The sequence below is a fragment of the uncultured Flavobacterium sp. genome (genome assembly GCF_963975005.1).
Taxonomy (GTDB): Bacteria; Bacteroidota; Bacteroidia; order Flavobacteriales; family Flavobacteriaceae; genus Flavobacterium.
Window position 1 is genome coordinate 1 of sequence record NZ_CAXBFR010000022.1, and the last position, 24184, is coordinate 24184.

The window sequence follows — 24184 nt, forward strand, 5'->3', positions numbered from 1 at the left end:
CCCATTCAATAAGTACGAATTGCATAGACCAAGCAAAAACCATAGCAAATCTCATGAAAAGGAAAAAATTAAATTCTTTATATCGTAAAGCTGCGTAAGGATCTTTTTTTGCCATAATATCTTCAGTGAAAGCTGAAATCTTTTGAGTTAACTATAAATTCTTAAATCTCGTAATCTTAATTGTAAACTTACATTTCCGTTCCATTCATTTTCTTCAATGGAATAGACAGCATCAAAAGGGTTAAAATTTTTAGTCAATTCTAATTTATCTCCTAAACCAAAACCAATCGCTGCAATTCCTTCTGAATTTTGTTGTTTTAAAAACAAGCGCAAATGTTCATCTTCTTTTCCCATTGGTTTTCCATGACCAGAATCCATAACCTTTTTAGTTAGAAAAATAGGATGCATATTTTTTGGTCCAAAAGGTTCAAATTGTTCTAAAATGCGTACAAATTTCGGATTAATTTCTGAGAAATCAAGTTCAGCATCAATAGAAATTTCAGGAATTAACAAATCAGGATGAATGGTTTCTTGCACTATTTTTTCAAAAGCGTTTTTAAAATTATCGTAGTTTTCTTCTTTTAACGTCATTCCAGCAGCATACATGTGTCCTCCAAATTGTTCTAAATGTTCCGAACAAGCTTCTAAGGCATTATACACATCAAAATCTTTAACAGAACGAGCTGAAGCGGCTAATTTATCACCACTTTTTGTAAAAACTACTGTTGGACGATAATATTTTTCAATTAATCTTGAAGCTACAATTCCGATTACACCTTTGTGCCAATCTTCTTGATAAACTACAGTTGAAACTCGATTTTCTTCTTGATTATTTTCAATTTGAAGTAAAGCTTCTTTGGTGATTTGTTGGTCTAAACCTCTTCTATCTGTATTAAATTCTTCTATTTCTGACGCAAATTCTGTCGCTTGTTCTAAATTAAATTCCGTTAATAATTGAACTGCATAATTTCCATGTTTGATTCTTCCTGCAGCATTAATTCTTGGTGCAACTACAAAAACAACATCCGTAATTGTAAGCGTTTGTTTTTTTATATTTTGAATTAAAGCTTTGATTCCAGGTCTTGGATTTGAATTGATAATTTCCATTCCAAATTTAGCCAAAACACGATTTTCACCAGTCATTGGAACAATATCAGCAGCAATGGCAGTGGCTACTAAATCTAAATAAGGTAAAAAGTCTTGAATAGTTTGATTTCTATTTTGCCCTAAAGCTTGAATTAATTTAAATCCAACACCACAACCACATAATTCGTCATAAGGATAGGAACAATTTTCTCGTTTTGGATCTAGAACAGCAATGGCTTTTGGTAAAGTTTCTCCAGGTCTATGATGGTCGCAAATGATAAAATCAATTTCTTTTTTATTGGCATAATCAACATGATCAATGGATTTTATTCCACAATCTAAGGCAATAATTAATGAAATTCCGTTGTCTTCTGCATAATCAATTCCTTTGTATGATATGCCGTAACCTTCATCATATCTATCTGGAATATACGTATCAATATTTGGGTAAATGGTTTTCAAATAACTTGAAACTAAAGAAACCGCTGTAGTTCCATCGACATCATAATCCCCAAAAACTAAAATGTTCTCTTCGTTTTTAATGGCTTTTTCGATACGATTTACGGCCAAATCCATATCTTTCATTAAATAAGGATCGTGTAAATCTTCTAAAGAAGGTCGGAAAAAAGTTTTGGCTTGTTCAAAGGTTTCGATACCTCTTTGTACTAATAAAGTCGCAATAATTTCATCGACTTGAAGTTCACTTTGTAGTTGTTGAACTTTTTGTTTTTCTGGCTTAGATTTTAAGTTCCATCTCATTTTAGATAATTTAGAAGTTAGAATTCTGAATTTAGAATTCAGTTGTTATGGCGTATATAATTGAAAGGCAAATGTATAAATAATTTCGACTCAAAAACTAATTATTTTTTTTCTTGAAGTGCATTCTTTTCAAAATGAATACCTTCCCAGCCAAATTTGATGAAATTTCTAATATTTTGATGGTCTTCTTCTTTAGGAGTATCAACTACCTTTTGATAATGTTCTCCGAATAAAAATAAAGTTTCAGCAACTTTTAATTCATTTAATTTCGCAAATGAAAACACTTTGCAAGAACCATTATTTGTATTTTCTTCATTTGTAACGCTTCCGTTTGTGAATTTTGTGGGTGTAAAATTATAAGAAGCATCAATGGTTTCTAAAACGTCTGAAAAAATTAGAATTTCAGGTTGTTTTACTTTATCTATTAACTCTAAAACTGTCATTATTTATATTTTATGAAACATTGTTTTTACCTCAACTTTTGCAAACTGTCTGAACATTTCTAGAACACCACAGTATTTTTCAACAGATAAATCCACGGCTCTATTTAAGCGTTCTTCATTCAAGTTTGAACCATAAAAATGATACTCAATGATTACTTCATCATATACTTTAGGATCTTCTTCGGTTAAATTTGCTATAGTTTCAATTTTGAAATCGCCTACTTCTAATTTCATTTTTCCAATTAATGAAGCGACATCTAAACCTGAACAACCTGCTAAAGAGGATAGCATTAAGGCTTTAGGTCTAAAACCTGGTCCTTCGCCTCCATTTTCTTCCCCAGCGTTAATTAATAAGGTTTCTCCACTAGGATTTGTGGATTCGAATTGCATTTTTCCTTTCCAGGTTGTAGTTGTATTGTGTGTTGACATATTGTTGTTTAAAATTTATTATCAAGCTATTGAACATCCTTTACATTGAATACTAAATATTTTTGGAAGCCAAAGAATTATGTTTATCCCAAATAAAAATAAGAAATAAACTACTTCATTCCGTTTGTTTTTTAAAAATAAAACTATTGAAACTAAACAAAAAAATAAAGCAAGAAAAAGCAATGCAATAGCACAATAATCAGCGTTAGCTGTATGTTTATTTATTGATTTTTGAATATAATCAACAATAACAAAATAAATAAAACTATTAATGATTATTAAACTAAAAACTAGAATACTTATTTTCTTAAAACTCACTATCCTTTAGTTTTCACTAACCCACCAACAACCACAACAATCTCTCCCTTTGCAGGTTTGATTTCAAAATGTTTTAACACTTCTTCGGCTGTTCCTCTAACGGTTTCTTCATGTAATTTTGATAATTCACGCGAAACAGAAACAGGTCTTTCTGCTCCAAAATACTGCACAAAATCAGCTAAAGTTTTATTCAATTTATGAGGCGAAACGTAGAAAATCATAGTTCTGACTTCGTTTTCTAAAGCTAAAAAACGCGTTTGTCTTCCTTTTTTATCGGGTAAAAAACCTTCAAAAACAAATTTATCATTCGGTAAACCACTATTTACCAAAGCCGGTACAAAAGCAGTTGCTCCAGGTAAACATTCCACTTCAATTTTATGTTCTACACAAGCTCTCGTTAATAAAAATCCAGGATCAGAAATAGCTGGTGTTCCTGCATCACTAATTAAAGCAATGTTTTCTCCAGCTTCTAATCGTTTTATGATATTTTCAACGGTTTTGTGTTCGTTGTGCATGTGATGGCTATGCATATGAGTTGCAATTTCATAATGCTTCAACAATTTACCACTAGTACGCGTGTCTTCTGCTAAAATTAAATCAACTTCTTTTAAAACTTTAATAGCTCTAAAAGTCATGTCTTCTAAATTACCAATTGGTGTTGGAACAAGGAATAATTTTCCCATTTTTATTCTTTATTCGATTTAAAATTCGTTTTTTTCCAAAAGAAGTATGACAAAGCAAGTAAAATCAAAGCTACTAAAGCCGTTCCTTCTCCACCATCTTTTATCATGTAATGCGCAAAAAAAGCTAAAACAACTTCAAAGAAAAAAGCTGAATAAGCCCATTCTTTAAGCGTTTTATTAAAATTTGCAAGCAACGTTATTACCCCAAGTATTTTTAAAATGGCTAATGGGTAAATTAAATAGCTTGGATACCCTAAAGTTTCGAAAAATCCTTTGACCATTTCATATTTTGTTAAATAAATAAATGCAGAATACAACATTATAAAACAAAAAAGAGACGTAAAAACCCAATTTGCAATTTTTATATATTTATTCATTAATTGAATTTTTTCTCTACAATTTCTAAGAAACGTGTTTCAAATTCTTCTTGCCCTTCCCAGTTTTTATAATCTGGTTTTACAAAATCAATAATAAATGAGCTTGCTTCATCAAAAGAATCAAAAGTGTTTAATTGAGAAACAACACGGTTAAAATCATCAGCACTTCCACCAAATAATTTTTTCTCGAAAGCTATTCTATCATTTAATCCAAAACTTATTCCACTGGTTAATCTATCGTTTAACGATTTCGATTTCACCTCTGGTTTATCTGTATCTGTACTTTGAGTAGTAAAACTAAATTCTTCTTTCTTCTCAGGAATTGGTAATTCGTTAGCTCTTTCAAGAATAACATCAGCTGCTTTCTCTACAACTTCATTTTTTTCTTCTAGAATTTCTTCTTTTCTTTCAAAAACTAAATCTGCTGCTTGTTCCACTTCTTTCGGAGTATCTTCAACTCTGACAAATTCAGGATCTTTGTAGGATTCCCCTAATAAATCTTCAAAAGCAATTTGTTGAGAGGTATTTGGTTTTTTGGCTTCAAAGATTTCTGTAGCTGCTGGAATACTATCTGAAACATTCTTTTTATTAGACATTTCAGAAACTATTCGATTGATGTCTTCTGCGGTTGCGTAAACATCTTCTTTAACTGGTATAACATTTTCAGAAATAACTGCTTCTTCAATAACTTTTTCTGAAATAACCTCTTCTACCACAATTTCTTCCTCTGCAGGTTCTTCCGGCACGATTTCTTCAGCTTGAACTTCTATGGGTTGTTCAACTTCCTCCATAATTGGGACTTCATTTACATCCGATTGAACAACTTCAGCTACTTTTTCTTCTAAATCTGTGGTCTCAACAGCAGCAATAATTGTCATTTGCTCTAGTTTTTCTTCTAATTGCTCTTTAGAAATATCATTTTTTAAGGTTTCAAAATTTTCTTCATAAAAGCGCAAAACCGTTAATTGTTCATACAATTTTTTGGCTTCTCGCTGTAAAAGCACAGTTTCTGAACGATTTTTTAGTTTTAAAACTCGGTGTGCGATGCTTATTAATTCGCCTTCTAGCTTTTTCTTCATAACTTTATAGAATAGAATAGAGTTTATAGATGATTTTTTTGATAAATTTGTTTCTGATTACAAAAATAAAAGAATTTAGTATTAATCGTCCGAAATATACAAAATGTTTCTCGAAAACACCGTAAATCAACAAGAACAATTTGGTTGGATTGAAGTAATTTGTGGCTCTATGTTCTCTGGTAAAACAGAAGAATTAATTAGACGTCTTAAAAGAGCCCAATTTGCCAAACAAAAAGTTGAAATTTTTAAGCCCGCAATAGATACTCGTTATCATGAAGAAATGGTTGTTTCCCATGATTCAAATGAGATTCGTTCTACACCAGTTCCTGCCGCCGAAAACATTAGAATTTTGGCTCAAGGTTGTGATGTAGTTGGTATTGATGAAGCTCAATTTTTTGACGATGAAATTATAGCGATCTGCAATGATCTTGCTAACAGTGGCATTCGTGTTATTGTAGCTGGACTTGATATGGATTTTAAAGGTAATCCGTTTGGACCTATGCCTGCTTTGATGGCAACCGCAGAATATGTAACAAAAGTTCACGCCGTTTGTACCCGTACAGGAAATTTAGCTAACTACAGTTTTAGAAAATCTGAAAGTGATAAATTAGTTATGTTAGGAGAAACTGAAGAATATGAACCTTTGAGCAGAGCTGCTTTCTACAAAGCTATGAAGGAAAACAAAGAAAATCATTAATTTGACTTTTACACTACAAAATATTATTCCGGTTATCGATGTAAAATCAGCTAAAAATTTACCTGAATTTACCATCGAAAACATTTCTATTGATAGTCGTTCCTTGCAAAATAATCAAGGAACACTTTTTTTTGCCTTAAAAGGGCATAATCACGATGCGCATCAATACATTGAAAAATTAATTGAAAAAGGAGTTGGCTTTTTTGTTGTTGAATCAATTCCGGAAAACGTAAAAAATAAAGCTACTTTTATTGTTGTAAAAAACACTCTAAAAGCCTTACAAGCAGCAGCCATTTGCTATCGGAATTTATTTGATTTTCCAACAATTGGAATTACTGGAAGCAACGGAAAAACGATTGTAAAAGAATGGCTTAACTTTTTGTTAAGTCCAGATTTTATTATTGCAAGAAGTCCAAAAAGTTATAATTCACAAGTTGGTGTTCCTTTATCTATTTTTGGAAGCAATGAAAACCATAATTTAGGAATTTTTGAAGCTGGAATTTCGACTTGTAACGAAATGGAAAATCTTCGAAAAATTATTCAACCTAAAATTGGGGTTTTTACGCATTTAGGCACAACTCATGATGAGGGTTTTTCTTCAGTTACTGAAAAGATTCAGGAGAAAGTTAAATTATTTAAAGATTCAGAAATTGTAATTCTTCAGAAAAACGAATCTATTGAGAAATTTATAGTTTCAAAAACAATAACTTGGAGTTTTACAAATAAAAATGCCACAGTTTTTGTAGAAAAAAGTCTTTTAAAACATGGATTTAGTTTGCTTTCTGTGTTATATAAAAATACATCTTTCGAAGTAGAAATTCCTTTTCAAGATGAAGCTTCTTTGTCAAACGCTATGACTTGTATTTGTACTTTATTATATTTTAAATATGATACAAATGTAATTGCAGAACGCATAAAAAACCTTTATCCTGTAGAATTACGTTTACAAGTTAAAAAAGGAACAAATAATTGTTCTTTGATAGATGATTCCTATTCTTCTGATTATCAATCGTTAAAAATGGCTTTAGACTTTCTAGAGCAACAAAAATTACATCAAAAGAAAACATTAATTCTTTCCGATATTTTTCAAAGCGGCTTGCCTTTAAACGAGTTGTATGAAAAAGTAACGACCTTAATTCAACACAACAAAATTGACCGATTGATTACTATTGGTGATACTATAGGTAATTACTTAAAAGACATTCCAAACATTATTTCTTTTTCTTCAACACCAGATTTTTTACAGCAATTCAATTTAAACTCATTTGAAAACGAAACTATTTTAATTAAAGGTGCTCGTAGTTTTGATTTTGAAGAAATTGTTGTGATTTTAGAAGAGAAAAATCATGAAACTGTTTTAGAAGTCAATTTGGATGCCATAAGTTATAACCTAAATTTTTATAAATCAAAATTAAAACCCGAGACCAAAGTTATGGTTATGGTTAAGGCTTTTGGCTATGGAAATGGTGGTTATGAAATTGCAAAACTTTTACAACATCATACTGTTGATTATTTAGGAGTAGCCTTTGCGGATGAAGGAATCGAATTAAGAAAAGCTGGAATTACACTTCCAATTATGGTTTTAAATCCGGAAAATAGTAGTTTTAATGCTATGATTGCATACGATTTAGAACCTGAAATATATTCTATAACTGGATTAAATGCTTTTTTAAAAACAGCCCAACAACGTAATATTTCTTCTTATCCAATTCATTTAAAAATGGATACCGGAATGCATCGTTTAGGTTTTCAGGCAAATGATTTAGATGAACTGGGAAATTTACTTAAAAACAATAACTTTGTTTTTATAAAATCTATATTTTCTCACTTGGCAGCGAGTGATGATAGCAGCTTAAAAGATTTTACGTTAAATCAAATTAATTTATTTAGTCAGTTTTATGATAAAATAACTTCAAATTTAACACACAAACCTTTTCGACATATATTGAACACATCAGGAATTTTTAATTATACCGATTATCAAATGGAAATGGTAAGATTAGGAATTGGTCTTTATGGCGTAGGAAATTCTGAAGAAGAAACCAAAAAACTTCTAAATGTTAGTACTTTAAAAAGTATTATTTCTCAAATAAGAACTGTTGAACCAAATGACAGTATTGGTTATAGCCGAAAATTCATGGTGAAAAGCAAAATGCAAGTGGCAACAATTCCAATTGGTTATGCAGATGGAATAAGCAGATTATGGGGAAATGAGAAAGGATATGTTCTAATAAATAACCAAAAAGCTACAATTTTAGGTAACATTTGCATGGATATGTTAATGGTCGATGTAACCCAAATTAATTGCAATGCTGGTGACGAAGTTATCATTCTTGGTGAAAAACCACACGTAAATGAGATAGCCAAAATGTCGTTCACCATACCATATGAGGTTTTCGTCGGTATTTCACAAAGAGTAAAGCGGGTTTTTTATAAAAACTAAAAAAAACGTTAAAATTTTTTAATACATTCGTAATTAGATTTTTAACCAAAACTAATTTAAAATTTAATCATTATGTTAAAAGAATTTAAGAATTTTATCATGACAGGAAACGTAATTGAGTTTGCTGTTGCTGTAATTATGGCTGGAGCTGTTGGTCTCGTTGTAAATGGATTTGTAAACGATATCGTTATGCCTTTAGTAGGTCATTTTGCTGGTGGTGTTGACTTTGCTGACTTAAAAACTGTTTTATCTCCTGCTGTTATTGGAGCTGACAGAGTAGAAACATCTCCTGAGAACGCAGTTCGTTATGGTGCTTGGATTAACACAATTGTTAATTTAATTATTGTAGGATTTGTTATGTTCATGCTTGTAAAAGCTTATACCAAAATGAAAAAACCTGCTCCCGCTCCCGCTCCAACAGGTCCAACACAAGAAGATTTATTAGCTGAAATTAGAGATTTATTGAAAAAATAAATACCCTACATTATATATTATAATAAAACCCTGAACTTGTTTTCGGGGTTTTATTTTTACAAATAATCTTATTTTATAAAGTTTTGTGAAATTTTTTAAATCAATTATAACACATTGTTTTATTAACTACTTTTGCACTACTTAAATTTATAGTATAATGAAAATAGCTGTAGTAGGTGCAACCGGAATGGTTGGCGAAGTAATGTTACAAGTTTTAGCAGAAAGAAATTTTCCTATATCGGAATTGATTCCTGTTGCTTCAGAAAAATCTGTTGGAAAAGAAATAGAGTATAAAGGCGAAAAATACACAGTAGTAAATTTACAAACTGCCGTTGAAATGAAACCAGATATTGCACTGTTTTCTGCTGGTGGAGAGACTTCATTAGCTTGGGCACCAAAATTTGCTGCAGTTGGTACAACTGTAATTGACAATTCTTCTGCCTGGAGAATGGATCAGACTAAAAAACTAATTGTTCCAGAAATTAATGCTTCTACTTTAACTAAAGAAGATAAAATTATTGCAAACCCTAATTGCTCAACTATTCAAATGGTATTGGCTTTAGCTCCTTTGCATGATAAATATAAAATCAAACGTGTTATTGTTTCTACTTACCAATCTATTACTGGAACTGGTGTAAAAGCTGTGGAACAATTAGAAAACGAATATGCTGGTACAAAAGGTGAAATGGCTTATAAGTACCAAATTCACAGTAATGCTATACCTCAATGTGATGTTTTTGAAGAAAACGGCTACACTAAAGAGGAAATGAAATTAGTTCGTGAAACTCAAAAAATATTAAACGATAAAACTATTGCGGTTACTGCAACTGCAGTTCGTGTACCTATCGTTGGTGGACATAGTGAAGCTGTAAATGTTGAGTTTGAAAATGATTTTGAAGTTAGCGATATTCGTCAAATACTACACAATACTGCAGGAATTACAGTTCAAGATAATTTAGACACTTTTACCTATCCAATGCCTTTGTATGCACAAGGAAAAGACGATGTTTTTGTAGGTAGAATTCGTAGAGATGAAAGCCAGCCAAACACCTTAAACATGTGGATTGTAGCTGATAATTTAAGAAAAGGAGCTGCGACAAACACGATTCAAATTGCTGAATATTTAGTGGCCAATAAATTAGTATAAATACTAAGACAAACAGTAACTTATACATACTAAAAACCATAAATTGACTGTTAGGAAAACCTAAAAATTAGTTAATTTGTGGTTTTTCTATTTTTGATATTTAAAAATAAGTACATTTGTATTAATGAAGAAAAAATTGCACTTTATTAATTTAAGTTTGATGCTCGCAGTACTATTTGCTGTATGCTATCAATCTTTGCATGCTTTTTCTCATTCTGTTAATGATAAATTTGATCATAACCATTCGCATTCAAAATCTGAGAAAAATTTAGTTTATAAAGTTTCTGAGAAAGAAAATTGTCCAGTTTGTGATTTTAAATTTGCTGCTTTTCTTTCACCTGAAATTTTTACGTTTCAATTTATTCCTTTTTATCAAAATGTAAGGTACTTATTTTCAATTCCAGAAAATATAATTGCATTTAGCGGAAGTCTTTATTCTTTAAGAGGACCACCGAGTTTTATTTAATATTTTTTTTTTAGCCACTGATTCACTGATTATTTTTTGAATTAGTTTACAATTTATATTGACTTACACTTTTTATGAATTTACTCATTAATGATAAATTTAAAATCTGTGAATCTGTGGCTAGAACTCCTTTTATTTATTATTTTATAATCAATCAAATTACTTTTGTATTATGATTTAAATATCAGAATACAAAACACTTATTTATCATTTAAAAACTCATAATGAAACATTTATATATACTATTATTTACATTTTTATCAACTATAGCTTTCAGTCAAAACAATATTAAAGGAAACATTAAAGCTGAAGACAAATCCAATCTTGAGAACGTTACGATTCAAATCATTGGAACCAACTTATACACTCAATCAGACGAAAATGGAAATTTCGAATTAAAAGATATTCCAAAAGGAAAGATTGACATAGCTTTTTACTTACTAGGTTATGAACAAAAAACCATCACACAAATTATTACTGATGATAAAACCAATTTATCAGTTATTCTAATTGAAAAAGAACAACATTTAGATGAAGTTGTAGTTTCTGCTATTTTCAACAAAGCCCAATCGCAAACTGTGATGAAAGTGGAACATAAAACAACGGAAGAAATGCAAAAAAACGGTGCTTCTTCATTAATTGATGGTTTAACTACAATTCCAGGAATTTCGAATATTTCAACAGGAAATTCCATAGGAAAACCTGTAATTCGTGGTTTGAGTAGCAGTCGTGTTTTAGTTTACACACAAGGAGTTCGATTAGAGAACCAACAATTTGGAGAAGAACATGGTTTAGGTCTAAATGCCAACGGAATTGAAAGTGTAGAAGTCATCAAAGGCCCAGCTTCCTTGTTATATGGTTCAGATGCTATTGGTGGAGTTATCTATTTCAATCCAGAAAAATTTGCTCCAATTGGTGAAACAAAAGCGAACATTGTTCAACAATTTTATTCGAACACTAACGGAACATCAACTTCTTTTGGAGTTAAAACTTCACCAAGTAATTGGAAATTTTTAGCAAGAGGAAATTACACTTCACATGAAGATTATAAAATTCCTTCTGGTGATAAAGTTGTAAATACACGTTCGATTGAAAAAGATTTTAAAACTGGAATTGGTTATTCAAATTCTGATTTTTCAACTGATTTTCGATACAATTACAACAATTTAGATTTAGGTTTACCTGAAGAAGATTTGACTAATGAAGGAAATCGAAATCCATTATTTCCAAAACAAGAAATTGACAATCATATCTTGAGTTTAAACCAAAAAGTCTATTTCAAAGATTCGAAATTAGAAGCTGATTTAGGGTATAGTTACAACAACAGAAAGGAATTAGAAGCTGCAGACGAAATTGCGCTTTACATGAAGTTAAAAACCGCTAATTACAATGTAAAATATTATTTACCTAAAATAAAAAACATTGAAACTATTGTTGGAGTTCAAGGAATGCATCAAACCAATGAAAATTTTGGAGAAAAATTATTAATTCCGAATGCAATAACCAATGATATTGGAGCTTTTGCAACATTTAATTACGAAAAAAATCAACATGCTTTAATTGCTGGAATTCGTTTTGACAATAGAAAAATAGAAACAGAAACTCATGGAGAAGCTGGAGAAGAAGGTTATTTTGAAGCAATCAATAAAAAATTTCAAAGTTTTAATGCTGCTTTAGGATACAAAACCAATTGGACATCAAAATTCACATCAAGAATTAATATTGCTTCTGGATTTAGAGCTCCAAATTTATCGGAATTAACTTCAAATGGAGTTCATGAAGGAAGTAATCGTTATGAAATTGGAAATTCTAATTTAAAAAACGAACAAAATTTTCAAGTGGATTTGAATTTAGAATACAAAATCGAACATTTTGAAGTGTTTGCAAATGGTTTTTATAATCATATCAATAATTATATTTTCATTTCTCCAACTGGTGAAGTTTTAGAAGACAATTTTGTGTTTGATTATGTGCAAAGCAACGCCTATTTATTTGGTGGCGAAACCGGAATTCACTTTCATCCACATCCATTTGATTGGTTGCATTTTACTAGTAGTTTTGAGTCAGTTACTGGTAAACAGAGTAATGATGCTTATTTACCTTTAATTCCAGCAAACCAATGGAAAAACAATATTCGTGGTGAATTTAATATTCAAAATTGGTTAAGAAAAGGCTTTGCTTCATTGCAAGTGAATCATACATTAGCTCAAAACAACATCAGTTCATTTGAAACTAATACAAATGATTACACATTGATAAATCTTGGATTTGGTGGTACAATTAAGTTAGGAAAATCATCCGTTGACATTAATTTGAACGCCAACAACCTCTTAAACAAAACTTACATCAATCATTTATCAAGATTAAAAGCGGATGGCATTCCAAATATGGGTAGAAATATACTATTTGGAATGAATTTCAAGATTTAACAAAGCTTTAATAATCAATTTGTTAAATTTGTAAAACAACTAAACATTTTCACATGAAAAAAATCATACCAATAGCTCTTATTGCACTTACCATTTTTTCGTGCAAAGACGAACCAAAACAAGAAGCAGACATGACCGTAAATTATCCAGAAACCAAAAAAGTAGACTCATTAGATGTTTATTTTGGTGATTCAATTCAAGATCAATATCGTTGGTTAGAAGATGATAATAGTGAAGAAACAAAAGCTTGGGTAAAAGCACAAAATGAAGTCACCTTTGGTTATCTAGATAAAATTCCATTTAGAAAACAAATTAAAGAACGTTTAGAAAAACTATGGAATTATGAAAAAATTTCTGCTCCATTTAAAGAAGGTGATTATACCTATTTCTATAAAAATGATGGTTTACAAAATCAATTTGTATTATATAGAAAAGATGCAACCGGTAAACAAGAAATATTTTTAGACCCTAATACTTTTTCAAAAGATGGAACGACTTCTTTGGGAGGAATTGATTTCTCAAAAGATGGTTCGTTAGTAGCTTACGCAATTTCAGAAGGAGGAAGTGATTGGAGAAAAGTAATTATACTAAATGCTATAACCAAAGAAGTCATTGGTGATACAATTGTTGATGTAAAATTCAGTGGTATTTCTTGGTACAAAAATGAAGGTTTTTATTATTCAAGTTATGACAAACCAAAAGGGAGTGAACTTTCTGCAAAAACAGACCAACACAAACTATATTTTCACAAATTGAATACTTCTCAAAAAGAAGACAAAGTAGTTTTTGGTTTAAACGAAAAAAGAAGATATGTTGGAGGTGGCGTAACAGATGATGAAAATTATTTAGTTATTTCGGCAGCAGTTGCAACAAATGGAAATGAATTATACATTAAAGATTTAAGCAAAAACGGACCCATTGTAAAAATTGTAAACACTTTTGATTATAATAATGATGTTGTGGATAATGTGGGCACAAAATTCTATTTATCAACCGATTTTAATGCTCCGAATAAAAGAGTAGTTACGTTTGATTTAGCCAATGCGAAAATGGAAAACTGGGTAGACTTTATTCCAGAAACAGAAAATGTCCTTTCAGTTTCAACTGGTGGTGGTTATATTTTTGCAGATTATATAAAAGATGCTGTTTCGTTTATCAAGCAATATGATTATTCTGGTAAATTAGTTCGAGACATTAAACTACCAGGATTAGGTTCTGCTAGTGGTTTTGGCGGAAAAAAAGAAGATACTACACTTTACTATTCGTTTACCAATTATATAACACCAGGAACTATTTATTCGTTTGATCCAAAAACTGGAAGTTCTAAAGTGTACGAAAAACCAAAAGTAGATTTCAAATCAGAAGATTATGAATCGAAACAAGTTTTCTATGCTTCGAAAGATGGTACAAAAATCCCAATGATTATTACCTATAAAAAAGGAACTGAATTGAATGGAAAAAACCCAACTATCCTTTATGCTTATGGTGGATTTAACATCAGTTTGACCCCAAGCTTTAGTATTGCTAATGCAGTTTGGATGGAAAACGGTGGTGTTTACGCTGTTGCGAATTTACGTGGTGGTGGTGAGTATGGTAAAAAATGGCACGATGCAGGAACACAAATGAAAAAGCAAAATGTATTTGATGATTTCATTGCTGCTGCTGAATATTTAATAAAAGAAAAATATACTTCATCTGATTATTTAGCGATAAAAGGTGGGTCAAACGGTGGTTTGTTAGTTGGAGCTACTATGACACAAAGACCTGATTTAATGAAAGTAGCTTTACCTGCTGTTGGAGTAATGGATATGTTACGTTATCACACCTTTACAGCTGGAGCTGGATGGGCTTATGATTATGGAACTGCTGAAGATTCTAAAGAAATGCTTAATTACTTGAAAAGCTATTCTCCAGTTCACAATGTTAAAGCAGGTACTAAATATCCAGCAACAATGGTAACAACTGGTGATCATGATGATAGAGTTGTACCGGCACATAGTTTCAAGTTTGCAGCTGAATTACAAGCTAAACAAACTGGACCAAATCCAACCTTAATTCGTATTGATGTAAATGCTGGTCACGGTGCAGGAAAATCGACTGAAGCTATTATAAATGAGCAAGTAGACATTCAAGCATTTACTTTATATAATATGGGTGTAAGAGAATTGAAATAATTTTCTAGATAATTATAATCAAAAATCCCGTTTAGACAGTTTCTAAACGGGATTTTTATATTTTTAATTGAAGGTTTAAAACCTATTATCACCATCCAAAAGGTTTCCAATTCCACCTAATAGGCTTCCTTCTCCTCTATCCTTTCCGCCCATTTGTGGTGCTGATTGAATGATTCTATCTGCTAATCTACTAAACGGTAACGATTGAATATAAGCCACTCCTGGACCACGAAGGGTTGCAAAAAAAACTCCTTCTCCACCGAAAATAGTATTTTTAATTCCACCTACAAATTCAATATCGTATTGTACGTCTTTGGTAAAACCAACTATACAACCTGTATCCACTTTTAAAACTTCACCAGCTTGTAATTCTCTTCTTGCTAAAGTTCCACCTGCATGCACAAATGCCATTCCATCTCCTTCTAGTTTTTGCATGATGAAACCTTCTCCGCCAAATAAACCCCTTCCTAGCTTTCTAGAAAAATCAATTCCTACAGCAACTCCTTTTGCTGCACAAAGAAATGCATCTTTTTGGCAAACGAATTTTCCACCATATTTATTTAAATCAATTGGTACAATTTTTCCTGGATAAGGTGAAGCAAAAGAAACTTTCTTCTTGCCGTATTCTATGTTTTGATAAGCTGTCATGAATAGGCTTTCACCCGTTAAAACTCTTTTTCCAGCTGATAATAGTTTGCCAAAAATTCCACCTTCTTGTTTACTTCCGTCTCCAAAAATGGTTTCCATTTTGATTCCGTTATCCATCATCATAAAACTTCCAGCTTCAGCAATTACTACTTCAGACGGATCTAGTTCTATTTCAACGTATTGCATTTCTTCTCCATAAATATGGTAATCTATCTCATGTGCTTGCATATCTAATAAGTTTTTGTTTATTAGTCGAATTAGATTAAAAAATGTTACGCCTAAACTTTCTATAACAAAAAAGGAGCTAAAAACTTAGCTCCTTTTTTAATATGTATTTATAATACTTATGGTTGTTTAATAATTTTTTTGATAGTAAAATTATTATCAGCATTTTGAATTTTTATTAAATAAACGCCATCAGTATATGCAGAAAAATCTAATTTCAATTCTGATTCGTTCGTGTTAAATGATTTTAATAATTTACCATTATAAGCATAAATCTCTATGGTGTTTGATGCTGTTGTTAATCCTGAAATTGTTAATTGTGAAATTACTGGATTAGGATAAGTGACAATATTTAATTCAGACAAATCAACAGTTGCATTTGACAAAGTACATGAAGTACCATTATTGTTATAATTTGCATTATAAATATCCGTTAAAGCTCCATTATCTATTGAATTACGAAAATCTCCACCAGCCATTCCTGGTTGAGAGGAATTTGGATCAGTACTATTTATAAATAATCGCAATCCATCAACACATGTTCCGGAAGGAGGAAGAAAAGAAAAAACTAATAGTTCTTGATTAGCTATTAGATTTGTTTGTTGCCCATTTGACGAAACTCCATGATAATCAACATTTGGCGAAACTGTTGGTGCATATACTTTAGAATTATCACCCCAAGATCCTCCAGCAAAAGCGGTAATCAATAAAGACTGATCAGGAAAACTTGCAGGCACAACTATTGATATTTGAGAAGGTCCCCACGTAAAATTATTTTGAGTAAAATTAGGTTTTGCAAAAACTTCGTAACGAGAATTTGAAACACTATATTTTATAGTTAAATCTATTTGTTGTTGAGCAAAAAGAAATTGCATAACAAATAGTGCAGAAAAAAGGAGCGTTTTTTTCATTAATATTTTTATTTTGTCAGTTAAAAAACAAAAGTATTAAAAAAATTGAATGTAATACTTTTTAATGGCACAAACCAGACCATTAACACATTAAGTCGATTAAATGCTTAATAATCTAAAGAGACGTAACCAATATATTTACTGATTCTAGCTTTTCTTTTATTAATATAAGAAGATGAATTTACAGGTTTGAATTTAAGAGGATTAGGCAAAATAGCTGCAATTCCAGCTGCTTCTACTCTTGATAAATTTTTAGCCTCTTTGTGATACCAATGTTGCGAAGCGGCTTGAGCACCATAAACCCCATCACCCATTTCAATACTATTTAGATAGACTTCCATAATACGTTCTTTGCTCCAAATTAATTCAATAAGAACAGTATAATAAGCTTCTAATCCTTTTCGCAAATAACTTCTACCTTGCCAAAGAAAAACATTTTTGGCAGTTTGTTGCGAAATGGTACTTCCTCCTTTGACTTTTTTGCCTTTTTGATTGCCTTCATATGCTTTTTGAATCGCTTTAAAATCAAAACCACTGTGGGTTAAGAAATTTCCGTCTTCACTAGCTATAACTGCTTTTTGAAGATTGGGAGAAATCTCTTCAATAGAAACCCAATCATGACTGGAACGCATTTCCTTTCCGTCCATCTTTTGCTCAATAGCTCTCATTGCCATCAAAGGAGTAAAAGGAACTGGTACAAATTTATAAAGTAATACCAAAAGAATACTTATAACATTAAACCATAGAAAGGTTTTCCAAATAATTCGTTTTATTTTTTTGACCATATTTTTAAATTAAATCTGCTAATTCTTTACCAATTAAGCTACCAATGGCAACACCCATTCCTCCTAAACGAACACCACAATAAACATTATGTGAGATTTGTTCAACTATTGGTTTTTTATGATTTCCAACACCCATAACTCCACTCCAACGGTGTTCAATTTCAAAAGATTGATTGGGTAAAATTACATCTTTTAATAATTGTTCCAACTTATTTTGAATAATTTCCGTTTGATTAAATTCGGTAGTAGTTTCTGTTTCGAAATCTAAATTTCTTCCACCACCAAAAAGAATTCTATTTCCGATGTTTCTAAAGTAATAATATCCTTGATCTAAATGAAAAGTACCTTTAATATCTAAATTCTCAATTGGTTTTGTAATTAATACTTGAGCTCTAGCTGGTTTTACTTGGTTGTTTGTGAGTTGGGAAGCAAATCCGTTTGTAGCGAAAAGTAGTTTATTAGTTTTAAAAGAAATTTCATTGGTCACAACTTCTACATAAGAATTATTATCGTCAAATGAAGTCACTTCTTGTTGATTCAGAATTAGAATATCATTTGAAATAGCTTGTTTCAACAAAGCTTGCATCATATTTCCAGTATCAATTTGACCTTCAAAAGGGTTGAAAATTAGATAGTCAAAAATCCCTTTAAAGTTAAATCGATCCATTTCTTTTGCAAAAACATCCGATTTAAAAATTGGTTTTAAAATATCATTTATAAAAGGTAATCGTTGTAAACATTGTTTGTAAAACGCTTCATCATCCTTAAAAAATAATTCATAACCGCCATAAGGTTTGTAGTCTATTACCTCATCACTTAATCGTTTACGCAGTAATTGCAATCCTTGCACTCGTTTTTGAACCAATTGAATGACTTCTTCTTCGGAATGGGTTTTTAAATCGTCTATAATTTCTGAGATACTTCCAAAACAAGCAAAACCAGCATTTTTTGTACTGGCTCCTTGCGGTAAAATTCCTTTTTCGAGCACTAAAATCTTTGCTTTTGGAAATTTTACTCTTAATTCTAACGCACAATGTAAACCTACGATTCCACTTCCTACGATAGTGAAATCTATATTAGAGAACCAGTTTTTTAATTCCCAGTAACTTAGTTGCATTATTCTGGAGGATTAGTGTTAGATTTTCTTGATTTTATAGCTTTCATTACTAAAGGAAAAGTAGTAACAGCAATAAGAATAAGAATTATTTTTTCAATATGTTGTTTTAAATCAATATTAAATTCGGATAAAAATAAATCATATAAATAATGTCCTGCAAATACTAAAACGAAAGACCACAGTAATGAACTTAATACATTATAAAACATAAATCTACCTTTTTCCATATGAACAATCCCAGCAATAATAGGCACAAAAGTCCTTATTATAGGTAGGAATCGAGCAAAAATTATGGCTTTTCCTCCGTGTTTTTCGAAAAATTCTTGCGATTGATATAAATATTTCTTTTTAAAAAAGAAACTATCCTCTTTAGCGTATAAAAACTGACCGCTTCTTGCACCGAACCAATACCCAAAAACATTTCCCAAAGTTGCTGCAGCAGCAATTAACAAAGCCAAAATAGTGACATTAGAAAAATCACTTGGAATGTAGAAGAACGTTTCTACCAATTCTCTACTATAAATTCCCGAAAGAAACAACAAACTATCCCCTGGTAAAAAGAAACCTGCGAACAAACCTGTTTCTGCAAAAACTATGAATAAAACCATATAAATTCCAATAGGCACGCCACCGACTTCCATTGTAATATAGAATTCAGGGTTGAAAAGTTTTGTCCAGTGGAAATCGTTCATTTTATTCGAGTTTGTTAATAGATTTTGCTATAACCATTGAAACTGCCGCATCTCCAGTAACATTAACAGTAGTCCTACACATATCCAAAGGCCTGTCAATAGCAAATATTAGTGCTAAACCAGCTTCTGGAATTCCAGCTTGTGCTAAAACGATAACTAACATAACCATTCCTGCACCAGGAACTGCTGCACTTCCAATTGAAGCTAAAGTTGCGGTTACAATAATTCCTAATTGAGCTCCAAGTGACAAATCCATTCCAAATGCTTGTGCAATAAAAACGGCTGCAACTGCTTGATATAAACTTGTACCGTCCATATTTATTGTAGCTCCTATTGGTAATACAAAACTAGCTACTTCATCGTCAACTCCTAGATTATCTACTACTCTTTCCATAGTTACTGGCAATGTTGCTGCAGATGAACTTGTTGAAAAGGCTAATAATTGTGCTGGTGCAATTCCGTTAAGGAAAAAGGAAGCATCTTTTCTTGCTAATACTTTTACGATTAAAATATAAACTCCAATCATTAAAACTAACCCAATTAACACAGATAGTCCATACATTCCTAAAGCTTTAAACAAATCTAAACTTGGAGATTCTGCAACTAATGATGCTAATAATGCGAAAACTCCAAAAGGAGCTGCTAACATAATTAAATCAATCATTTTGAGAATTATTTCATTAAAACCATCAAAAAAATCTTTAACTGGTTTGGAAGTTTTTTCTGGAATCAATATCATACAAACTCCGAAAAAGATTGCAAAAAAGATAACTTGCAACATGTTTCCATTATCTGTAGTAGCTTTCATTATATTATCCGGCACTATATCTTCTAATGCTTGTAAAGGCCCAGCCTCATTTTGTTTGTTTGCAGCTTCAATTTTAGAATTTGCATCACCTGCAAAATTGGTTAAAAGTTCAGTTCGTGTTTCTTCTGAAATATATTCTCCAGGCTTAATAATATTTACAATTGCCAAACCGATGGAAACAGCTAAAATAGTTGTGATTACATAAAGTCCAATAGTTCTTCCTCCCATTTTAGAAAGTTTAGAAATATCTTTTAAATCTGAAACTCCTTTAATTAAAGATCCTAAGATTAAAGGAACAGCAATTAGTTTTAATAAATTGATAAAAATGTTACCAAAAGGTTTTATCCAATCGACAATAAATTGCTTTCCCCAGTCAAATTGTACTAATAAAAAGGCAAATAAGACCCCTAAACCCATTCCAATCAAAATCTGCCAATGCAAAGCTAATTTCCTCATTTTTATTCTTTTTAATTTTAAAACGTGAAAATACTTATATTTTTTTAAAATGTTCGCTAAATGGATATAATTATTGTCTTTGTGTTAAATAAAAACGATTTGGTTATTCGTAATATTGCAACTATAATGTGAATAATTTACGGATATTTTACGGTTATGCCGTATATATTGCTATATTGTTAACATCTTTTGATTTTTGATGTGAAACAAACACTGCTTTCAAATAAATTTGACATCTAATTAACCCAAATTCATAATTTATATGAAACACAAATTACTTTCGGTAGCCTTGTTGGCTGTTGTGAGTTTTTCTTTCGCTCAAGAAAAAAACTCCTTATGGAATTCTTCTACAAAAAGCAATATAGTTTTGTTAGAAAGCAAAATGCAATTGCCTCAAAAAAATCTTTTCGATTTAAACGTAAATGAATTAAAAAATCTAGTAGATCACTCGCCTCAGAGGAATAATTTGGATATAAAATCAAATATTATCATCTCTTTGCCAAATGCCGATGGTGAATTCGAGCGTTTTGGTATTTATGAAAACTCAATTATGGAGCCTGCTCTTGCAACTCAATATCCAGAAATAAAATCATATATTGGAATTGGCATTGACAATCCTTCAACTTCAGTTTATTTTAGCATTTCGCCTCTTGGATTTAAATCTATGACTTTATATGCAGATAAATCTCCGGTTTTTATTGAACCTTATTCACAAGATTTAAATACATATTCTGTTTATAAAAAATCAGATAAAAAGCAAGCATTCACAGCTTTTGAGTGTTCAATGATAGATGAAATAGCACCAGAAATTGATTCAAGTTTACTAAGACCAAATGCTGATGATGCAAAACTAAGAACTTTCAGATTAGCTATGTCAGTTACAGGTGAATATACTACCTATTTTGGAGGCACAAAAGCTTTAGCATTAGCAGCAATTAATAACACAATGACAAGAGTAAATGCTATTTTTGAAAAAGATTTTTCTACAAGAATGGTTTTAATTGCTAATAATGATGCGGTCATATATACAAATGCCTCAACAGATCCTTATTCAGTATCAAGTAGCATGGCAAATTGGAATACTCAATTACAATCAACTTTAACTTCTGTTATAGGAGAAGCAAATTATGATGTAGGTCATTTATTTGGCGCAAGTGGTGGTGGTGGAAATGCAGGCTGTATTGGTTGTGTTTGTGTAAACGGAAGTAAAGGAAGTGGCTACACTTCTCCAGCGGATGGTGTTCCAAGTGGTGATAATTTTGATGTAGACTATGTAGCTCATGAATTGGGACATCAATTTGGAGCAAATCATACTTTTACACATAGTAACGAAGGATCAGGAGTTCAAATGGAACCGGGTTCAGGTTCAACAATTATGGGTTACGCTGGTATAACTTCTTTAGATGTTCAACCTCATTCTGATGCTTATTTTCATGCTGTAAGTATTCAACAAGTTACAAACAATATTAAAGCTAAAACTTGTCCGGTTTCTACCAATACTGGAAATGCAATTCCAACGGCAAGTGCAGGATTAGATTATACCATTCCAAAAAGCACACCTTTTATGTTAACAGGAGTTGGAACAGATGCAAACGGAGATTCTTTAACATACAATTGGGAGCAAATGGATTCTCAAACTACAGCAGCTGTGCCAAGTGCAACAAAAACTACTGGAGTAAACTTTAGATCTTATACCGCTACAACTTCATCAACAAGATATTTTCCAAAGATGTCTTCTGTATTAACAGGAGCTACTACAACTGCTGGATCAGAACTAACAGTTGAAGCATTATCTTCTGTAGCAAGAATATTAAATTTTAGATTAACAGTAAGAGATAATAGAGCTGGTGGTTCAGGAAACAATAGTGATGACATGAAAGTTACAGTTAATGCAACTGCTGGTCCTTTTACTGTAAGTTCTCCGAACACTGCTGTTTCTTATGTAGGTGGAAGCACACAAACAGTTACTTGGGCTGTTGCAGGAACGACTGCAAATGGTGTTAATTGTGCTAATGTTGATATTCTAATCTCAACAAATGCAGGAAACACTTGGTCAACTTTATTAGCTTCAACTCCAAATGATGGTTCACAAGCTGTAACAATTCCAAATACTGCTGGAACTCAAAACAGAATTATGGTTAAAGGAACTAATCATATTTTCTTTGATGTTTCTAATGCTAACTTTACAATTACTGCTGGATCAACTAACGACACAACAGCACCAACAGCACCAACAGCATCAGCTTCTGGAACTACACAAACTACCACAAACTTAAGCTGGTCTGGAGCAACTGATAATGTAGGTGTAACTGGATACGATGTTTACAAAGGAGCTGTTTTATTAGGCTCGACAAATTCAACTACTTATGCTCTAACGGGCTTAACAGCTTCAACTGCTTACACTTTTTCTGTAAAAGCAAAAGACGCAGCTGGTAATATTTCTGTTTCAAGTAATACTGTATCAATTACAACTTTAGCAAACACTGGAGACACAACAGCTCCATCAACTCCAACAAGTTTAACTGCTTCTGGAACTACTCAAACAACAACAACTTTAAATTGGACTGCTTCTACTGACAATGTTGGTGTAACTGGATATGATATTTATAGTGGTGCAAGTTTATTAGGAAACGTAGCAGGAACTTCGGCTAGCATAACAGGTTTAGTAGCTTCAACATCTTATACTTTTTCTGTAAAAGCTAAAGATGCAGCCGGAAACACTTCTGCTACTAGCAATGTGGCTTCAGTAACAACTCTTTCAAATGCTTTAACTTATTGTGCTTCACAAGGAAATAGTACAGCAGATGAAAAAATCGGAAAAGTAGTTTTTGGTACAATTAACAATACATCAACTGGAACTGCTGGTTATGAGAGTTTTACTTCACTTTCTGCAAGTGTTAACAAAAGCTCTGCATATACAATAACAATTACACCTTCTTGGACAAGCACTAAATATAGTGAAGGCTATGCTGTATTTGTTGATTACAATCAAGATGGTGACTTTGGTGATGCCGGAGAAACTGTTTGGACAAAAACAGCTTCAACTACAACTCCTGTGAGTGGTTCATTTACAATTCCAACTACTGCTTTAAGTGGTTCAACTAGGATGAGAGTTGCTATGAAATATAATGGTGTTCCAACTTCATGTGAATCCTTTTCTTATGGACAAGTTGAAGATTATACAATCATAATTAGTGGAACAGGAAAAGAAATAGTTTCAAGTACAACTGAAAATAACATAGTTGACATTAAATTATATCCAAATCCAACAAGTTCAGTTTTAAACATTTCAAATGTTACTGATAATACATCGGTTAAAATATACAACATGCAAGGACAAACAGTTTATAATGGAGAAGTTAGAAACAACAGCTTAGATGTTTCTAATTTACCTGTCGGAACTTATATGTTAGAAATTAACTTTAACAATTCTAAAATTGTAAAACGATTTATCAGACAATAATAATATTTTATTAATTATTAAAAGGTCTTCTCAAAAAGAAGACCTTTTTTTATTCTCTTTATTTATGTAATTTTA

Annotated in this window: 20 protein-coding genes; 8 read left to right on the plus strand and 12 right to left on the minus strand. The window is 31.4% G+C overall.

The window, feature by feature from the left end:
* Positions 1-147: 147 nt before the first annotated feature.
* The 6 genes from recJ to AACZ53_RS04465 form a co-directional block, all read right to left on the minus strand.
* Positions 148-1845 (minus strand): single-stranded-DNA-specific exonuclease RecJ, encoded by a 1698-nt coding sequence (gene recJ, locus AACZ53_RS04440; protein WP_339835115.1) that lies wholly within the window; start codon positions 1843-1845, stop codon positions 148-150.
* A 101-nt stretch (positions 1846-1946) separates the two neighbouring features.
* Positions 1947-2288 carry a HopJ type III effector protein gene (locus tag AACZ53_RS04445; protein WP_339835117.1) on the minus strand — a complete coding sequence of 114 codons (342 nt, stop codon included), beginning with the start codon at positions 2286-2288 and terminating at the stop codon, positions 1947-1949.
* A 3-nt stretch (positions 2289-2291) separates the two neighbouring features.
* Positions 2292-2717, minus strand: coding sequence for an OsmC family protein (locus AACZ53_RS04450; RefSeq protein ID WP_339835119.1), 426 nt, complete (start codon positions 2715-2717; stop codon positions 2292-2294).
* Positions 2718-3034: 317 nt separating this feature from the next.
* Positions 3035-3718, minus strand: a complete 684-nt coding sequence (rsmI, locus tag AACZ53_RS04455; RefSeq protein ID WP_339835120.1) for a 16S rRNA (cytidine(1402)-2'-O)-methyltransferase — start codon at positions 3716-3718, stop codon at positions 3035-3037.
* A gap of 2 nt (positions 3719-3720) precedes the next feature.
* Positions 3721-4095, minus strand: coding sequence for a DoxX family protein (locus tag AACZ53_RS04460; RefSeq protein ID WP_339835121.1), 375 nt, complete (start codon positions 4093-4095; stop codon positions 3721-3723).
* Positions 4095-5174 carry a hypothetical protein gene (locus AACZ53_RS04465; protein ID WP_339835122.1) on the minus strand — a complete coding sequence of 360 codons (1080 nt, stop codon included), beginning with the start codon at positions 5172-5174 and terminating at the stop codon, positions 4095-4097. The genes AACZ53_RS04460 and AACZ53_RS04465 overlap by 1 nt, the downstream gene beginning before the upstream one ends.
* 103 nt (positions 5175-5277) lie before the next feature.
* On the opposite strand from AACZ53_RS04465, the gene AACZ53_RS04470 reads away from it, so the two are divergent.
* The 7 genes from AACZ53_RS04470 (at position 5278) to AACZ53_RS04500 (ending at position 15004) form a co-directional block, all read left to right on the plus strand.
* The gene (locus tag AACZ53_RS04470) at positions 5278-5871 is read left to right on the plus strand and encodes a thymidine kinase (protein WP_026716602.1); all 594 of its coding nucleotides are present in this window, start codon (positions 5278-5280) and stop codon (positions 5869-5871) included.
* Position 5872: 1 nt separating this feature from the next.
* A complete protein-coding gene (locus AACZ53_RS04475) occupies positions 5873-8314 on the plus strand; it encodes a bifunctional UDP-N-acetylmuramoyl-tripeptide:D-alanyl-D-alanine ligase/alanine racemase (RefSeq protein ID WP_339835123.1) in 2442 nt (813 codons plus the stop codon).
* A gap of 72 nt (positions 8315-8386) precedes the next feature.
* Complete coding sequence (gene mscL / locus AACZ53_RS04480) at positions 8387-8788, plus strand: large conductance mechanosensitive channel protein MscL (protein ID WP_339835125.1); 402 nt, start codon at positions 8387-8389, stop codon at positions 8786-8788.
* 157 nt (positions 8789-8945) lie between these two features.
* Entirely contained in the window at positions 8946-9935 is a 990-nt protein-coding gene (locus AACZ53_RS04485) for an aspartate-semialdehyde dehydrogenase (protein WP_339835126.1), read from the plus strand.
* A 160-nt stretch (positions 9936-10095) separates the two neighbouring features.
* Complete coding sequence (locus tag AACZ53_RS04490) at positions 10096-10401, plus strand: hypothetical protein (protein WP_339835128.1); 306 nt, start codon at positions 10096-10098, stop codon at positions 10399-10401.
* A 224-nt stretch (positions 10402-10625) separates the two neighbouring features.
* Positions 10626-12830 (plus strand): TonB-dependent receptor, encoded by a 2205-nt coding sequence (locus AACZ53_RS04495; protein WP_339835129.1) that lies wholly within the window; start codon positions 10626-10628, stop codon positions 12828-12830.
* Positions 12831-12883: 53 nt separating this feature from the next.
* Complete coding sequence (locus AACZ53_RS04500; protein WP_339835130.1) at positions 12884-15004, plus strand: prolyl oligopeptidase family serine peptidase; 2121 nt, start codon at positions 12884-12886, stop codon at positions 15002-15004.
* 75 nt (positions 15005-15079) lie between these two features.
* Here the strand turns inward: AACZ53_RS04500 and AACZ53_RS04505 are convergent, their stop codons facing one another.
* The 6 genes from AACZ53_RS04505 to AACZ53_RS04530 form a co-directional block, all read right to left on the minus strand.
* Entirely contained in the window at positions 15080-15880 is an 801-nt protein-coding gene (locus tag AACZ53_RS04505) for a TIGR00266 family protein (RefSeq protein ID WP_339835131.1), read from the minus strand.
* A gap of 116 nt (positions 15881-15996) precedes the next feature.
* Positions 15997-16788, minus strand: a complete 792-nt coding sequence (locus AACZ53_RS04510) for a T9SS type A sorting domain-containing protein (RefSeq protein ID WP_339835132.1) — start codon at positions 16786-16788, stop codon at positions 15997-15999.
* 107 nt (positions 16789-16895) lie between these two features.
* Positions 16896-17573, minus strand: coding sequence for a monofunctional biosynthetic peptidoglycan transglycosylase (gene mtgA, locus AACZ53_RS04515; protein ID WP_339835133.1), 678 nt, complete (start codon positions 17571-17573; stop codon positions 16896-16898).
* A 4-nt stretch (positions 17574-17577) separates the two neighbouring features.
* Complete coding sequence (locus tag AACZ53_RS04520) at positions 17578-18690, minus strand: FAD-dependent oxidoreductase (protein WP_339835135.1); 1113 nt, start codon at positions 18688-18690, stop codon at positions 17578-17580.
* Complete coding sequence (locus tag AACZ53_RS04525; RefSeq protein WP_339835137.1) at positions 18690-19382, minus strand: VTT domain-containing protein; 693 nt, start codon at positions 19380-19382, stop codon at positions 18690-18692. The genes AACZ53_RS04520 and AACZ53_RS04525 overlap by 1 nt, the downstream gene beginning before the upstream one ends.
* A gap of 1 nt (position 19383) precedes the next feature.
* On the minus strand, positions 19384-20646 hold the full coding sequence (locus AACZ53_RS04530) for a dicarboxylate/amino acid:cation symporter (RefSeq protein ID WP_339835138.1): 1263 nt from the start codon (positions 20644-20646) through the stop codon (positions 19384-19386).
* A 262-nt stretch (positions 20647-20908) separates the two neighbouring features.
* On the opposite strand from AACZ53_RS04530, the gene AACZ53_RS04535 reads away from it, so the two are divergent.
* Positions 20909-24109 (plus strand): reprolysin-like metallopeptidase, encoded by a 3201-nt coding sequence (locus AACZ53_RS04535; protein ID WP_339835139.1) that lies wholly within the window; start codon positions 20909-20911, stop codon positions 24107-24109.
* Positions 24110-24184 lie beyond the last annotated feature (75 nt).